Annotated in this window: 17 protein-coding genes and 1 tRNA gene; 10 read left to right on the top strand and 8 right to left on the bottom strand. The window is 59.8% G+C overall.

The features are described from left to right. Positions 1–67 precede the first annotated feature (67 nt). Both EYW47_RS08950 and EYW47_RS08945 read left to right on the top strand, forming a co-directional pair. Positions 68–142 (top strand) — tRNA-Gly (locus tag EYW47_RS08950). Positions 143–226: 84 nt separating this feature from the next. After that, positions 227–2,173, top strand: a complete 1,947-nt coding sequence (locus EYW47_RS08945; protein ID WP_133194504.1) for a site-specific integrase — start codon at positions 227–229, stop codon at positions 2,171–2,173. 148 nt (positions 2,174–2,321) lie between these two features. Here EYW47_RS08945 and EYW47_RS08940 read toward each other — a convergent pair whose 3' ends face one another. The 5 genes from EYW47_RS08940 to EYW47_RS08925 form a co-directional block, all read right to left on the bottom strand. Next, positions 2,322–2,801 carry a hypothetical protein gene (locus tag EYW47_RS08940; protein ID WP_133194503.1) on the bottom strand — a complete coding sequence of 160 codons (480 nt, stop codon included), beginning with the start codon at positions 2,799–2,801 and terminating at the stop codon, positions 2,322–2,324. A gap of 125 nt (positions 2,802–2,926) precedes the next feature. Next, positions 2,927–3,097, bottom strand: a complete 171-nt coding sequence (locus tag EYW47_RS40805) for a hypothetical protein (protein WP_165976518.1) — start codon at positions 3,095–3,097, stop codon at positions 2,927–2,929. Between the two features lie 175 nt (positions 3,098–3,272). Beyond that, complete coding sequence (locus EYW47_RS08935; protein ID WP_133194502.1) at positions 3,273–4,214, bottom strand: hypothetical protein; 942 nt, start codon at positions 4,212–4,214, stop codon at positions 3,273–3,275. A gap of 68 nt (positions 4,215–4,282) precedes the next feature. After that, the gene (locus EYW47_RS08930; protein ID WP_133194501.1) at positions 4,283–4,696 is read right to left on the bottom strand and encodes a hypothetical protein; all 414 of its coding nucleotides are present in this window, start codon (positions 4,694–4,696) and stop codon (positions 4,283–4,285) included. Continuing rightward, entirely contained in the window at positions 4,693–5,160 is a 468-nt protein-coding gene (locus EYW47_RS08925; RefSeq protein WP_240763612.1) for a hypothetical protein, read from the bottom strand. The genes EYW47_RS08930 and EYW47_RS08925 overlap by 4 nt, the downstream gene beginning before the upstream one ends. 147 nt (positions 5,161–5,307) lie before the next feature. On the opposite strand from EYW47_RS08925, the gene EYW47_RS08920 reads away from it, so the two are divergent. The 7 genes from EYW47_RS08920 to trmB all read left to right on the top strand — a co-directional run bounded on the left by EYW47_RS08920 (position 5,308) and on the right by trmB (position 9,999). Then, positions 5,308–5,982 (top strand): recombinase family protein, encoded by a 675-nt coding sequence (locus tag EYW47_RS08920; RefSeq protein ID WP_133194500.1) that lies wholly within the window; start codon positions 5,308–5,310, stop codon positions 5,980–5,982. Positions 5,983–6,189: 207 nt separating this feature from the next. Next, on the top strand, positions 6,190–6,708 hold the full coding sequence (locus EYW47_RS08915) for a hypothetical protein (RefSeq protein ID WP_133194499.1): 519 nt from the start codon (positions 6,190–6,192) through the stop codon (positions 6,706–6,708). A gap of 12 nt (positions 6,709–6,720) precedes the next feature. Beyond that, positions 6,721–7,200 carry a helix-turn-helix domain-containing protein gene (locus EYW47_RS08910; protein WP_133194498.1) on the top strand — a complete coding sequence of 160 codons (480 nt, stop codon included), beginning with the start codon at positions 6,721–6,723 and terminating at the stop codon, positions 7,198–7,200. A 15-nt stretch (positions 7,201–7,215) separates the two neighbouring features. Next, complete coding sequence (locus EYW47_RS08905; RefSeq protein WP_133194497.1) at positions 7,216–7,821, top strand: hypothetical protein; 606 nt, start codon at positions 7,216–7,218, stop codon at positions 7,819–7,821. A 93-nt stretch (positions 7,822–7,914) separates the two neighbouring features. Beyond that, entirely contained in the window at positions 7,915–8,190 is a 276-nt protein-coding gene (locus tag EYW47_RS08900) for a hypothetical protein (RefSeq protein WP_133194496.1), read from the top strand. A 457-nt stretch (positions 8,191–8,647) separates the two neighbouring features. Then, positions 8,648–8,857 carry a hypothetical protein gene (locus EYW47_RS08895; RefSeq protein ID WP_133194495.1) on the top strand — a complete coding sequence of 70 codons (210 nt, stop codon included), beginning with the start codon at positions 8,648–8,650 and terminating at the stop codon, positions 8,855–8,857. Positions 8,858–9,174: 317 nt separating this feature from the next. Further along, entirely contained in the window at positions 9,175–9,999 is an 825-nt protein-coding gene (gene trmB, locus EYW47_RS08890; protein ID WP_133194494.1) for a tRNA (guanosine(46)-N7)-methyltransferase TrmB, read from the top strand. A 108-nt stretch (positions 10,000–10,107) separates the two neighbouring features. Here the strand turns inward: trmB and EYW47_RS08885 are convergent, their stop codons facing one another. The 3 genes from EYW47_RS08885 to EYW47_RS08875 all read right to left on the bottom strand — a co-directional run bounded on the left by EYW47_RS08885 (position 10,108) and on the right by EYW47_RS08875 (position 12,036). Next, positions 10,108–10,956: an undecaprenyl-diphosphate phosphatase gene (locus EYW47_RS08885; protein WP_133194493.1), complete on the bottom strand. Its 849-nt coding sequence runs from the start codon at positions 10,954–10,956 to the stop codon at positions 10,108–10,110. Between the two features lie 94 nt (positions 10,957–11,050). Continuing rightward, complete coding sequence (locus EYW47_RS08880) at positions 11,051–11,674, bottom strand: DUF1439 domain-containing protein (protein WP_133194492.1); 624 nt, start codon at positions 11,672–11,674, stop codon at positions 11,051–11,053. 74 nt (positions 11,675–11,748) lie between these two features. After that, positions 11,749–12,036 carry a YkgJ family cysteine cluster protein gene (locus EYW47_RS08875; protein ID WP_133194491.1) on the bottom strand — a complete coding sequence of 96 codons (288 nt, stop codon included), beginning with the start codon at positions 12,034–12,036 and terminating at the stop codon, positions 11,749–11,751. A 234-nt stretch (positions 12,037–12,270) separates the two neighbouring features. Between EYW47_RS08875 and hemN the strand changes: the two genes are divergently transcribed. Next, positions 12,271–13,656, top strand: coding sequence for an oxygen-independent coproporphyrinogen III oxidase (hemN, locus tag EYW47_RS08870; protein ID WP_133194490.1), 1,386 nt, complete (start codon positions 12,271–12,273; stop codon positions 13,654–13,656). Positions 13,657–13,675 lie beyond the last annotated feature (19 nt).

Raw genomic sequence — 13,675 nt, 5'->3', positions numbered from 1 at the left:
TTTCACGCCAGCGTCCAAACCACGCCACTGCCCAAACCACAAAAATCCCTGTAGAATCACTGGCTCTGCGGGCGTCGTATAATGGCCATTACCCCAGCTTCCCAAGCTGGAGACGTGGGTTCGATTCCCATCGCCCGCTCCAACCCCCTCCTAAGCCGTTGATTTCACGTCAACTCTGGCTCTGAAGGCGCGAGTTCTCCGCAAGGCTACTACAGTGGTGGCCTCCATGAAGGGGATTTCGTGCCTGTATCGTCGCCCCAGCGGCATCTATGCGGTTCGTCTCGTCGTCCCGAAGCGACTGCGTCCATTAGTGGGACGCACGGAGATTCACACCTCTACCGGCCTGCGAACCCTGGACGCCGCGAAGAACGCGGCACTGAAGATACAACTTCACTGGCGAGAACGCTTTCTGGCGATGGACACTGAAAAACTCAGACGTGAGAGCCCTCTACTCGTCGGCGAAGGCACGATTGCGCTTGCCGAAGCCGCCGCATCTATCGGCATGTCCGCCGCCGCACTTGCCGGTGAGCTGCTGTCAGACGGCGCGCACGCCTTCGCCCGCGTCCAGGGATTGCGTTGCTGGACGGTTCCCGACCTGGACGAGGTAGAGCGCGATCACGACGGCTCGTTCGTGCTGAACGACGCCATCGCCCGTGGCGAGCTTGACCTGTATTCCGGCGTCGTTCGCTTTTTCAGTAGCCGCGCCACGCTCGGGCGGTTCGCCGTCGGCGCTGTAGCGCGCGAGTCCGTATTTCGGGGCACGGGGGAAACCGGCTTCCTTGTTGACGGTGAGCTTGAGCTTTCCCCATCTGAATGCATCGTGCCGAAAGCCGCCGTTGCGCGCGTGCGTGCGCGGTTGGCCGCAGGATTGCCAGCCACAGCGCCCGCACCTGTTACAGCACATGTCGAGCCGCCAGCGAGCCCCATCTCGACGCCGACCATCTTTGACCCAATCACGGCACGGCACGGCTCTACGCGGTTTTCTGAGCTGTTCGAGACATACCGGCGAGACCGAAAGTGGAGTGCTGGCACGGCGAAACGCAACGCGACCGAAGCTGGTCTGTTCATTGACCTGATGGGCGATCCGGCACTAGGCGACATCGAGAAAGCGACCGTGCTAGAGTTTGCGCGGCTGCTCGCCCTGCTGCCAACAGACATCTACCAGTCACGGCGCAAGTATCGTCGCGAGACCGGCCAGACCAAGACCCTCCACGAGCTGATAGAGCTTGCACAGCGCGACAGGCAGAAACGCAAGTCGGAAACGACGATCAAGGGTCACGTGGGTCACCTGAGCGAGGTTCTAGGTTACGGCGTCAATGCGGGCATGATGCGATTCAACCCGGCGTCGGACTTCCAGCGAGGCCGCGGCGCAGGCCAGCGCGCGCAGGACGAGCGGGCCGTATTCACGCCCGACGAGCTGACGCGCATCTTTTCACAGGACTGGTTTGAGCAAGGCGCGGGGACGTTCAACAAGAAAGGCTTCACGCACTGGCGACCGCACTACTACTGGCTCCCGCTATTGGGCCTGCTGACTGGCGGGCGCATCAATGAGCTGTCACAGCTCTACCTTGATGACGTGCAGCAGACAGAAGCAGCCGGTGTGTGGTATCTGGATTTCAACCTTGAAGGCGACAAGGTAGAGGACGCGCCCGACAAGTCACTGAAAACGGTCAACTCGACGCGCGTCGTGCCGCTGCATGGAGAGCTGGTGCGTCTTGGCTTGCCCGAGTATGTGAGTGCACTACGGCGGGCGGGCCATACGCGCCTGTTCCCGGAGCTGAGGCGCGACCGCGTGAAGGGCTACGGCAAGCCTGCCGGGTCGTGGTTCAACGAGAGATTTCTAGGTAACAAGCTGGGTATCGCGCGGGACGGGATGAAGACCTTCCACTCATTCCGGAATGGCTTCGTGACGGCGCTTGAACGGCTTGACCTGCCTGAGCGCGTGATGGCGCAGTTTGCAGGGCATGAGCGCGGCAAAACGCAGAGCGGGAGCCGCTACGCAAAGGACCGCAACGCCGACGAGCTGGCGGTGAGCCTTGCCGGGTTGCAATTCCCTGCGCTCGACGGCGTAGCACCATTCAGGATTGGCGATGCGCTGGCGGCAATCAAGTGCGCCGAGCGTCAGAAAGTGGCGGTGGGAAAACGGCTAAGAAGCCAGCAATCCAATGTATAAGGTTTCGTCTTTTGTGCTGCCAGTTGATGACTGGACGGCCATCGAAAGGTCGCCCAAAACCTAAGACTTTGGCTTTTTGAGTGCGGCAGAATGTTGCCGCCGCACTCGCCGTCTATATCGTCTTTGGCGCTCGCGAAGCTGTGATTTTCTACAGACTGTCGAGCTGCAATTCGTTTGCAAGAGTGTCGAACTTTGCTGCCTCTTGTTCGGAAACGGATGAACCAATCGCGTCCATTGTCGTCATCCATTGCGCAACAATTTTCTTTGCTTTTGCCTGCGCGGTAGGCCGCTTAAAGCTGTTGATAAAACGCTTCGCTTCAGGAAGCAATGCCTTTTTCTTTTCTGCTACGCATTGCTTGTGATACGGCGGGACAGCCTCTTTCGAAGCGGACTTGCTGCTCGACGTAGACGCGCCCGCACGCGCCATCGCGTCGTCCAAGTCGTGCTGCGAGTCATCGGCCATTTGGGTCGCGTCCTGAACCGCCAAATAGCCTTGATACTCCTTCTCGCACGCTTGGATTGCGTCCTTTCCGTCCTGCACAAAGTCCGGCGCGTCTCCGGCTGCAAAGCTCATCATAGGAGCGGCAATGCAAGCCGCCGCAACAAGAGCGCGAATCGTCGAATTCATTCTTTCCCCGTATGGATAGGTAACAAACAGTTTTGGACGAGTGTTGCTGGTATAGCTACGGTATGGATAGGGACGGGTTGGCTCTGACGCGCTCACGAGCGAGCGCACCTTCGCCGCCCTTTCCGTCACATTGCGGACGACAAAACGCTGTTGCCGTTGCAGTCATTCATGAGCACGACGCGCCGCCCTGCTTCGTCGGTGCCGACATGCACAATGGCGTGTCCTGCGTCGATGGTCTGGGTGATCGTCATCGCTTCGAGCATGTCCGCTGCCTGGTCTAGTGAAAGGTGTTGCATGTGGTCCCTCGCCTCGTTTATGAGGGAACGACCATACCAGGAATTGGACTCAGTTTTCAATGGCGGCTACGGTGGATTTACAGCTTTTCAGCTCCCACCTCCCCTCAAAATAGCCCTCAAACGCACCTAACTCATTGATTTATATAGAACCTATAACAAAGCATCTCTCCTACAGTTATAGGGAGCAAAATTTCTGGGGCCGGTAGGGACGGCTGAGGTTGTCCAGCGCGGTCGCGAACGCCTTGCACATCTCCTTGTCGCGTTGCTCGACGTCCACGATGGCCTGCTCGTCGAATAGCCATGATGCAACGCCGCCCATCATTGCCGCGCGGGTCAACATGCGCCCACGTGCGTCATTCAGCACGCGGTCTAAGGCCGTGCCCCCGGTTGCCGGATCTTTGACGCGATCCGCATCAGGGCGCAGGAATCGGAAGTATTGCGATAGCTGATCGCGAAACGAGAAGCCCGCTAGGTGGCCGGTCCTGCTGATGCCGCGCTCGCGGAGCCATTCCGTAGCCAGCGTTACCTCGGTGCGGATAACGTGCTTGCTCTCTGGCAGGGCCTCCCCGTTGTCCGTCTTCTTGTAGTAGACGCGCACCTGCGCTGTGTTCGGCTTGCTCCTGTCGGCGCGGGGATAGTCGTAGCGGTGGCCCAGATATAGGGTCTCGTGGATCGATGGCATCCGTCGCTCGCCCTCCCCGTCTTCATGGCCGTGGTAGACGGTCTGGACGAGCCAGTCATTGTGACCCTCACCCTTCGACGCCCGGTAGCAGCGCTGTAGACCTTGGCCGTCGAATGGCCATATCCGGCGCGTGATGCAGTCGAAGATGTCCGCCAGCTCGTGCCGTCGCTGCTCTGGCGGCGTAGCTGGCGGCGGGCGAACATCTACCGCGACCTCAAGGCGAGTCAGGGGAAGCCCGCCAAGGGCCTGTAGGTCGTCTGGAGTCGGGTCGTGGATCGTGAAGGCAGAATTGCCGCTGTGCCAATTGATGCGGCCTTTTGTGGGTGGCAGCGTGATGCGCGCGCCCGTCGTGAAGTCGGCATAGTCGATGCGTGCGCCCTTCATGGCACGACGAAAGGCGGATAGGTCGGCAGTCTCGGGACGGCTATAATCCATGTGTTCGTTTTTTTTTTGCCGCCGCGTGGTCTACGCCCGCTGGCGGCTTTTGTTTTCTGGAGCGACTGTCAGAACTGATTGTTCCAGTGGCTTATGGGGCGTCGAAACGGGTGAGCATAGCGGGCTGAAATGCACGAGCGCCGCGCCACAGATGCGCCGTCGCGGTCAAACCTATTGACGCGCCAATGCACGCCCGAATCGATCGCTAGCGCGGTCGTTTTGATGGGTGTTTTGCCTGCGCTAGGTATCGCTTTCCGCACTTTCTCAATGAACGCTCTCACGTCCGATATCGCGTAGACGGGACGGTAGGACTTCCCGTCATGGCGTCGCGCGCATGGCAGCAGCATATGACCGGCGACGCTCTGTCTCCCGCGAATGTTGTCAGTGAGAAAGTCGGTCCAGCTACGGATCGGACCGAGATAAACATGCAGCATAAATGCCGCATCCGCGACCGAGATCGTTTGAACGATGGTAGTAGTCATTGCGCGCCTCGTTCGCCCGCGTGGGCTGCGTCCGCCAACTCTTTCGCCAACGCCTTCGCTTCGCTTATTTCCAGCCTGTAGACCATAAGCGGGTCGCTCGTGATGAGTTGCACGAATCGCGCCCCGGTCGCTTGATCGGCCTGGAGAGTGACGGCGGAAACATTCAGCTTGCGGCCAGTCGTGCTGCCCCCCTTCTCGCCGATGCCGAATGCGCGCATAGCCTCTGCCGCGCGGCCCGACAGCTTGACGCCGCCGATGCGCTTGGTCTTTTCGAATTCGATGAGACTCGCCAAATCGTCTCTCGAATACAGGACCGCGCCGCCTCGCTTCTCGTAAGGGACGCGGCGATCAGTCTTGCGGCCAGGGCGTCGATTGTTGACGAGGAATTGTTCCCAATAGCCGTCAGGCTCGTGAATCACCTCGTTGATTACCGCCGCCGCTTCGCGTGTAGTCAGCTTTTCCAAACCATGCCCCATGAACCGTGAAGTATCTAGCGTGCCTGAAAATTGTCATTTTGTCAATTTGACATATTTACAATAATACTCTCGCGTGCAATACTGGCCTCACATTAAACGCTCGTCTTGTCGTGAGGCCAGCATCGAGAGGAACAAATGGCACAAGGTCAGTTCATCGCTTACTACCGCGTCAGCACAGCACGCCAGGGCATGTCGGGTCTGGGTCTCGACGCACAGCGCGAGGCCGTTGCCCGCTATCTCAACGGTGGCGAATGGGAACTGATGGGGGAGTTCACGGAGACAGAGACCGGCAAGGGTGCGAACCCTCTGGAAAAACGCCCGCAACTTCGTGCCGCCCTTGAACTGTGCAAGCGTCGCGGTGCAACGCTCATCATCGCGAAGCTGGATCGCTTAGCGCGCAACGTCGCATTTATTGCCGGAATGTTGGAAAGCAAAGTGAAGTTCGTTGCGTGTGACATGCCGGATGCCAACGAATTGACGGTCCATATCATGGCAGCGTTCGCCGAGCACGAAGCAAAACGGATTGGGGAACGCACGCGTGACGCGTTGGCGGCAGCAAAAGCAAGGGGCGTGAGGTTGGGCGTTGCCGGTCCGGCGAACCTCAAACCAAACTTGGAGGCCCGCAAGGAGTCTGCCGATGCATTCGCAGGCAAGTTGGCGGGGCTAATAGTCGGCTTCCGTGCTCGAAGCCTTACCCAGCGCGCGATGGTGTCTGAGTTGAATGCGCTGGGCATAAAGGCGCCCAATGGCGGCGAGTGGCACCGTGGGCAACTATGTCGCCTTCTAAGCCGCATTGATCGCTTGAACTGAAGGTTAGCTCAGCGCGAAGAAGCACCGATCCTTGCACAACTAAGATTGCTGCATGGAGACAGCGTAGGAGCATGCGTAGCGCCAATTTCACGAAGCGCGGCGGTCCGATGCTGGCAGCAGAAACGAGAAAGCCATAGGGTTGACATTTGGCAAGGCAGCCCCAGATAGGCGTTGCGAAAAGTTAATTTATAAGTTAAGTTCGGGGTCATGGTTCAAGCACGCAAACTGTCCCTTAAAGAGCTGATCGGATTGATCGGCGATCCCACGACCGGGGTGTCTGGCATGCCGTCGACATTGAAGACCCGTTGGGATGTGGCTCTTATCTGTGGGTCTGACGACTACACAGCGAGTCGTTTCGCGCGAAGTGTGAAGACCTTCGTCGATTCTGCTGACAAAAAGGCTAGCTTTCTGGTGATGGGGCGTGCCCTCTTTCACGCAGTGCAGGCTGACAACTATCAGAAAATTCTCAAGGACGATACGCCGGTAGGCGTGAAGATTGCTCATGATTTCAAATATCAAAACAAGACAATCAATCTTTGGGAAATGAAGTATCAAAACAAAGACAGAATCTATTTTTTCCCTCTAAATTCTGGCGATGTGAAGACGATTTTTCTTTTAATGGCATACCATAAGAAAGATCAGAATACGCCAAATGAGGTAAAAACGCCGTGCACTCGAGAAATTAAAGAATTAATAACGAGTTCAGCGAATATCAAGTTTATTTGAAAGGTGAGTAAAATGGCAAAAAGCAACGAGGAATTTGCTGCGAAGATTAAAGAGAAAGCCGCAATTTGGGGCGCCATTCGCAAATTGGATCCGATGCTCCAGCTGAAAACCTGCATGCGAAATAACAATTTGAGAAATATCGATATTGCAGAAAGGCTGTGCGTTTCGGAGGCGAACATTTCGCGAATTTTGAAAGGTCGCGGAAACGTTACCCTCCACACGCTTTATATGCTCGCCGACGCTGCTGAAACCGAGTTGGTTATTTCTATTAAGGGATCCGACAGCGGAATTATTGAGAGCAGTGGAACTGACGAAGATCGTGGAGAGCTTTTTACGATTGGTGAAGACAGGGATGATGCCAGCGATGTAATGGCATTCTCCCTGTCTCCCGGCAACGTGATTCCGTTCCCTCGTGCGAAGCAAACCGATCGAGACGGTGTGATTGGATCTTTCGGCGGCATCGAGAGTGAATTGTGTGTGGCATTTGGCTGAATGATTGAGTTTAATATGAAGCCGTCTTCGCTTTCACTTGACCGACTTGAATTTGTGAAAATTCAAGTTTCGGCAAATCCAAAATTTGATCCCAATACGGATAGGGGCACTTGCGCCTATCCCCAACTGAATTATGATTTTTCAGGCGTTAATTTTGTTCGTCGCACCAAAGTAAACTTCCCTGATGATGAGGCGAAAGACCCTCGTCATTTTCAGGTGATATTCTCGATGGCTGTTCTTGGCAAGGATCAAAACAAAAAAGTCCTTCCCTATGAATTTGACATCGAGGCAATCGCCTATTTGACTTACTTGGGTAGCGATATGCACGGGGTCGATAGATTTAAGGCGGTCCGCTATTCGGCATATCCGATGCTATATGGCGCTATCCGAGAAATGCTGTCGACCACTACCGCTCGTAGCTCTCATGGAATGTTGCAGCTTCCAAGTGCCGATTTTCGGAAATCAGCACTCACGGATGCGGAGAAGGACGAAGAGCGGCGTGTGAGTCTGCTCGGCCCGAGTGATTCCTCACCGCCACAAGTCACTGATGAAAGTGCGGCAGAAAAAAATGTTCCAGTGAAGAAGTCTCGTAAGAAGTCCGAGGGGACGAAGAAAGGGTAGTGGAAAATGAAGTTTAGGAGGGGGCGAGTGCGCCCTCTCTACACTGAAACGTAACTTCGCTCATGAGCGGCATTTATGCTGGGAGGCGAAAAGATGAAGAACTCTGTCCGATTCGCTCACGCTCATGCGGCCGAAATTGAGCATATTATCGAATCTCACAAGTTTCATGATCCGCAACTGATCGATTACGACGATCCGAAATACGAGCTAACGCTCCTGATTTCGCCGGTCAATCGCCCGTCACTGGCCGACATGGGCGCGATCATGAACGAGTTCGAGGACCGCTGGAACGTAAAGGTGATGCTTGTGACACCGCAAGCACTGTCACCGGCAGACCGCGAGCTTGTAAGGCCGTTAAGGGTGACATGAGTGGACTCAAGCGACGATCGTCGCCTGACTGATACAATTGAGCTACAACAGAAGTCTGTTACATGAGCAATTTTTGCCCGCTCAATTTTTCAATTTAATCAAGCACTTGCGGGTGATTCGTTGTGAGCGTTCGATTCCCATCGCCCGCTCCACGAATTCGCATCGCGGCCTCGTGCATGACTGCAAGGCGCCGCGACATCTTCCCAGCCGGCCGATCCACCCGGCGCCCCGGTTTCCCCAAGATTCGTTGCGGCATCGTCACGCCACTATCCTCCTGCGGGCAGTGGCCATGAGCCGCTCCAGCGATTTCCGCCCTGATCCGCCCGCTGCACGATTCACTGCGGACCGGCTGGTCGATGCGCTAGCATCGGCACTTGCAGGCGGCGTATCCCCGCGGCCGCCCCGTGTTTTTTAGCCTGTGCGTCCGTGCAGGCCGTTATCGATGGAACGATTTTTCATGTCTCGCCGCAGTGCGATCGCGCTGATCGTGAAAGCACGCACCACGCTGCTGGCCAATACCAACGAGCAGCTATCCGCCAACGCCCAGCATCACGAGGCCCGGGTGGCCGATCTCACGCGCCTGCTGTTCGACGTGCGTGCAGGCCGCGTCGACACGTTCGTGCTGAAAGAACCCACGCCCATGCACGTGACGGTGGCAGCGGACTGAGTCCGTTTGCCGGAGAGCCCTCTAGGCCCCGCAGCCCTCCAGGCCGCCTAAAGCCCTGCAGGGCCGCGCTGCTATAATGCGCGGCGGCTTCGCAACCGGGCGCGGCGTCGCGCCGGGTTTGCCCAAAGCGGCTCCGGCCAGCTGCGAGCGGCGGCGTGCTTCAGCAATGTGTTCCGCACCGCCGCCAGCGTCCACGCGCGAACCTTCCGCCCAACACGGCGCGAACGTTTGAACGCCGCTATCCGGGTGCCACTGCGCGCCATACCGACAGCGCCCGACGCCGCGAAGCCCGCTGCCCTCACCTCCCATCTTCGAAGATGAACCATGATCCGAACGACGCAGCCCGCACTGGCTGCACGCCGCCCGCCAACGCGGACGACCACGCCGCGAACCCGTCGCAGGACACGGCTGCGCCCGATACCACGGCTGAAGACGCTCCGACAAGCGCCGCGAGCGCCGATGAAGGCCTGCACCTGCGCCGCATTCGCAGCTTCGTGACGCGCGCCGGGCGTGTCTCGACCGGCCAGCGCCGCGCACTCGACGAATTCGGCCCGCGCTTTGTGGTGCCCTACACGCCCGAGGCCGCCAACTGGGACGCCGTGTTTGGCCGCCACGCGCCGCGCGTGCTGGAGATCGGCTTCGGCATGGGCGCCAGCACCGCGGAGATCGCCGCGCTGCGCCCGGACGACGACTTTCTCGGCGTCGAGGTGCATGAGCCGGGCGTGGGCGCGCTGCTCAAGCTGGTAGGCGAGCAGAACCTCACGAACATCCGCATCATTCAGCACGACGCCGTCGAAGTGCTCGAGCAGATGATCGCGCCCGCGAGCCTCGACGGCGTGCACATCTTCTTTCCCGACCCGTGGCACAAGGCGCGCCACCACAAGCGCCGCCTCATCCAGCCGAAATTCGTCCAGTTGCTCGTCTCGCGCATGAAGCCGGGCGCATACCTGCACTGCGCGACCGACTGGCAGAACTATGCGGAACAGATGCTCGAAGTGCTGGGCGCCGAGTCCACGCTCGAGAACACGGCCGCCGACTACGCGCCGCGCCCCGACTATCGTCCGGTGACCAAGTTCGAGCGCCGCGGCCTGCGGCTCGGTCATGGCGTATGGGATCTGGTGTTCAAGCGCCGCGCGGGCTGACGCATCTTCTGCAAGCACAACCAGCAACACAAACGGGCGCCGCGGCGCCCGTTTTGCTTTTCGACGACGCCGGTTCCAGCGTCGTTGCGTATTGCGTCCCTGCACGCATCACTGCCAGTCGAGCCCGCCGCCATAGCCGAACAGCAGGATCACGAGGCCGAACGCGATGCGATACCAGGCAAATACCGTGAAATCGTGCGAGGCGATGTAGCGCAACAGCCAGCGCACGCAGGCGAACGCGCTGATGAACGCGGCAATGAAGCCCACGCCAAAGAGCCCGAGCCAGTCGACCGAAAGCGTCTGCCAGGTCTTGTGCATTTCGTAGACGGTCGCCCCGAAGATAATCGGAATTGCGAGGAAGAACGAGAACTCGGTGGCAACGCGCCGCTCGATGCCGAACAGCATCCCGCCGATGATCGTCGAGCCCGAGCGCGACATGCCGGGGATCAGCGCACAGCACTGCGCGCAGCCCACCTTGAGGGCGTCGAAGAGCGAGATGTCGTCGAGCGAATTCACGCGCGCAGGCGGCGGCACCTTGCCGGCGCCCGCTCCCGCGCGCCGGCGCCCTTCCACCCACAGGATGATCAAGCCGCCCGCGACGAGCGCAAACGCGACCGGCACCGGCGAGAACAGCACCGACTTGATCGCCTTCTCGAACAGCAGCCCGAGCACCACGGCAGGAATCGTCGCGACGACGATGTTGAGCGCGAAGCGCCGCGCGTCGGGCCGGGTGGGCAGGCCTGTTACCACCGCGCAGATCTTGCGGCGGAACTCCCAGCACACGGCGAGGATGGCGCCCAACTGGATCACGACGTCGAAGGTCTTTTCGAACTCGCCGTCGAAGCCGAGCACGCTACCTGCCACGATCAGGTGACCGGTGCTGGAGACCGGCAGAAATTCCGTCAGCCCCTCGACAATGCCCAGAATCAGGGCCTTGCACGTCACAATCCAGTCCATCCCCACTCCCCTTGCGGAAAATATGCGTCGGACGGACCGTATGGCACTTGCGCGCACGCCCGCCGACGGCTGCGCGCGGCGAGCTTCCCGTCGCTTATTTCTCGACGATCTGCACGCGTATGCCGTTTGTAAGGATGGTGATTGTACCGGGTTCGTAATTAACACCGGCAAACTGGAGCTGATCCGGCTTGAATGTGTAGATGGGATAGTTGGCCAGCAACTGGGTGGCGGCCGCTGCGGCAACGGCGTTCACCTGCTGCGCATAGATTGCGGCGCCGCCCGCCATATCGACGCTATCGACCGTGGGCGACTTCAGGACGACCGAGCGGCTCGGCGCGTCATAGGCAAGCTCGCTCGAGAGCGTGAACACACCGCTCACCGGCTCCTGCATCAGTGGACTTTCGAGATGCGCATCGACACGCACGGCCACGCGGTTCCGGTCGGGAAGCAGGGTGACGACCGGGTTCGCGAGCGTCACATCGAAAAGCTGCTGCACCGAGCGGTGATAGGGGAACTTGCGCTGCACCGCGCCCTGCACCTGCTGCTGCGAGAAGGTGTAGTGATCGGGGATGAAGGGAAAGATGCCGGACGCACAGGCGCCGAGCGACATCGCCGCGCAGGCCGCCGCACAGGCTGAGAGCACGAAAGCCCGTCGGGCAACGCGAGGCGCGTCGGGGTTGCGCGAAGGGGAGGAGGCGCGCGTCGCGCGTCGGATCATGCGAAATCTCCTTAATGGACGATGCGGGGACGACCGGGGGGACGACGGGTTTCAGCGGGCGCCGAGCGGCACAACTACGGCCTGGTGGCGGCTTCGAGACGCTCGATCCAGACGAGCGCCTCCTCGCGCGACGCGCCGCACATCTCGGCCTGCGGCTGAAGACCCGAGCAACACGCGGGTCGCAACGGCGAGCCGAATATTTTGCACTGCAAGTCCTCGTCGAGCTGCACGCAGCGCACCCCCGCGGGCTTGCCGTGCGGCATGCCGGGAATCGGGCTCGAGATGGACGGCGCGATACAACATGCGCCGCAACCGCGGCGGCATGCATGACCAGACGCGGGAAAAGGGAAACCGGCACTCACAACTGCTTCCTGAAACCAGACTGTTACAGATTCAAAAAAGGACCATCGACCGGCGCAAGCGTGGCCACCGCAAAAAACACTTCACATTGTGCCATCGCAAGATGCGACCTTTTTACACAAACAGCTTGATCAATGGACTCTTACACTGAGCTTATCAGGCGCTGAAAGACGCCCCGCTCAAGATGCCGCGAGGCGCACCGCGGGTGCCGCGCCGGCCATCCCAGAGTACCCCGCATGAGCGACACCGACCTTCTCTTTCGCCCCGATCTGCTAGCCAAATACGGCGCAAACGGCCCACGCTATACGTCCTACCCCACCGCGCTGCAGTTCCGCGACGATTTCGATCTCGATCACTACCGGCTCGCCGCGGCCGATCCTGGCGCGGCGGAAACCGACCTCTCGCTGTACTTCCACATCCCCTTTTGCGACACAGTCTGCTTCTATTGCGGCTGCAACAAGGTCGCGACAAAAAATCGCAGGCGCTCGAAACCGTACGTGCAGCAGCTCGTGCGCGAAATCGAACTGCAGGCGGCGCTGTTCGATACCAGGCGACCGGTCTCACAGCTGCATTGGGGCGGCGGCACCCCCACTTTTCTCTCGCTGGAGGAAATGTGCACGCTGATGGCCGCCACGCGCGAGCACTTCGCGCTGCGCCCCGACAGCGAAGGGGAATACTCGATCGAAATCGATCCGCGCGAGGCGTCGGCGCAAACCATCGAACATCTGCGCACGCTCGGCTTCAACCGGTTGAGCCTCGGCGTACAGGACTTCGATCCGGTCGTGCAGCGCGCGATCAACCGCGTCCAGCCGCTCGAGCTCACGGTGGACGTCATGAACACGGCCCGCGCAAACGGCTTCGAGTCGATCAGCGTCGACCTCATTTACGGGCTGCCGCATCAGAGCGTCGCCAGCTTCAAGCGCACGCTCTATACGATCTTGCTGCTCGCGCCCGAGCGCATTTCGGTATTCGGCTACGCGCACATGCCGCAGCTCTTCAAGATGCAACGCCAGATGGACGCCGCCACGCTGCCCTCGCCGGCCACACGGCTCGCGCTGCTGCAGCTCGTGGTCGAGCAACTCACCGAGGCAGGCTACGTCTATATCGGCATGGATCACTTCGCACTGCCCACCGACGAGCTCGCGCGCGCCCAGGCGCAGCGCACGCTGCATCGCAATTTCCAGGGTTACAGCACGCGCGCTGACTGCGACCTGATCGGCTTCGGCGCCTCGTCGATCGGCAAGGTCGGCGACGTCTACGCGCAGAACGCCAAGGATCTGCCAGGCTACGGCGCCGCCATCGACGCCGGGCAGCTCGCCGTGACGCGCGGGGTGCGCCTCACCGCCGACGACCGCCTGCGCCGCGACATCATCACGGAGCTGATGTGCAATCTCGAGTTGCGCTTCGACGAATTCGAGGCGGCCTATGGCGTGCGCTTCCCAGCCGCGTTCGCGCCCGAGCTGGAGCGCCTGCGCGCCTTCGAAGCCGACGGCCTCGTCGCGCGCAGTTCCGACCGGATCGAAGTGCTGCCCGCCGGGCGCATGTTCGTGCGCAATATCGCAATGGTGTTCGACCGCTACCTCGGGGCCCAGCAGGTTGAGCGCTTTTCGCGCACGATCTGAGCACCGTCGCCGACGTCAA

This window comes from Paraburkholderia silviterrae, assembly GCF_004353915.1.
GTDB classification, from domain to species: Bacteria; Pseudomonadota; Gammaproteobacteria; order Burkholderiales; family Burkholderiaceae; genus Paraburkholderia; species Paraburkholderia silviterrae.
This window is presented reverse-complemented; position numbering and strand designations above follow the sequence as displayed.

Bases quoted from the DNA above. Each gene is read 5' to 3' on its own strand.
- EYW47_RS08945 (WP_133194504.1), top strand. From the start codon at position 227: ATGAAGGGGATTTCGTGCCTGTATCGTCGCCCCAGCGGCATCTATGCG.
- EYW47_RS08940 (WP_133194503.1), bottom strand. From the start codon at position 2,801: ATGAATTCGACGATTCGCGCTCTTGTTGCGGCGGCTTGCATTGCCGCT.
- EYW47_RS40805 (WP_165976518.1), bottom strand. From the start codon at position 3,097: ATGCAACACCTTTCACTAGACCAGGCAGCGGACATGCTCGAAGCGATG.
- EYW47_RS08935 (WP_133194502.1), bottom strand. From the start codon at position 4,214: ATGGATTATAGCCGTCCCGAGACTGCCGACCTATCCGCCTTTCGTCGT.
- EYW47_RS08930 (WP_133194501.1), bottom strand. From the start codon at position 4,696: ATGACTACTACCATCGTTCAAACGATCTCGGTCGCGGATGCGGCATTT.
- EYW47_RS08920 (WP_133194500.1), top strand. From the start codon at position 5,308: ATGGCACAAGGTCAGTTCATCGCTTACTACCGCGTCAGCACAGCACGC.
- EYW47_RS08915 (WP_133194499.1), top strand. From the start codon at position 6,190: ATGGTTCAAGCACGCAAACTGTCCCTTAAAGAGCTGATCGGATTGATC.
- EYW47_RS08910 (WP_133194498.1), top strand. From the start codon at position 6,721: ATGGCAAAAAGCAACGAGGAATTTGCTGCGAAGATTAAAGAGAAAGCC.
- EYW47_RS08905 (WP_133194497.1), top strand. From the start codon at position 7,216: ATGAAGCCGTCTTCGCTTTCACTTGACCGACTTGAATTTGTGAAAATT.
- EYW47_RS08900 (WP_133194496.1), top strand. From the start codon at position 7,915: ATGAAGAACTCTGTCCGATTCGCTCACGCTCATGCGGCCGAAATTGAG.
- EYW47_RS08895 (WP_133194495.1), top strand. From the start codon at position 8,648: ATGTCTCGCCGCAGTGCGATCGCGCTGATCGTGAAAGCACGCACCACG.
- trmB (WP_133194494.1), top strand. From the start codon at position 9,175: ATGAACCATGATCCGAACGACGCAGCCCGCACTGGCTGCACGCCGCCC.
- EYW47_RS08885 (WP_133194493.1), bottom strand. From the start codon at position 10,956: ATGGACTGGATTGTGACGTGCAAGGCCCTGATTCTGGGCATTGTCGAG.
- EYW47_RS08880 (WP_133194492.1), bottom strand. From the start codon at position 11,674: ATGATCCGACGCGCGACGCGCGCCTCCTCCCCTTCGCGCAACCCCGAC.
- hemN (WP_133194490.1), top strand. From the start codon at position 12,271: ATGAGCGACACCGACCTTCTCTTTCGCCCCGATCTGCTAGCCAAATAC.